Below are 327 nucleotides of genomic sequence, written 5' to 3'. Positions count from 1 at the left end.
CCCATGAAGGTGCCAATCAACGTGCACGTCTTAAGGGTAGAAATCCTAAGTACACGGTCGAGCTACTTAAAGACATTCAAGATAAATTAGAACGTACATGGTCACCTGAACAAATTGTTGGACGAGATTATCAGGGGAAAATTTCCTTTAAATCCATCTATAACTGGATTTACCAAGATATCTTAAAGGTGCCCCTAACGGTCTTAAGACACAAAGGAAAAAGTCGAGAGCCTCAAGAAACGCGAGGAAAGTTTAATATCGGCACTCCCATCTCAAAACGCCCCAAATCTGTGAAGAATCGAAAAGAGTTCGGGCATTGGGAACTCG

The 327-nt window shown here is 42.2% G+C and carries 1 protein-coding gene; it reads left to right on the top strand.

Going from position 1 to position 327, the window contains the following annotated elements; all coding sequences use genetic code 11:
- Positions 1–327, top strand: a 327-nt coding sequence (locus ACEN4N_RS11535) for an IS30 family transposase (RefSeq protein WP_407094273.1), incomplete at both ends; no start/stop codon positions are given.

The sequence above is a fragment of the Ruoffia sp. FAM 20857 genome, assembly GCF_045528645.1.
GTDB lineage: Bacteria > Bacillota > Bacilli > Lactobacillales > Aerococcaceae > Ruoffia > Ruoffia halotolerans.
This window is presented reverse-complemented; position numbering and strand designations above follow the sequence as displayed.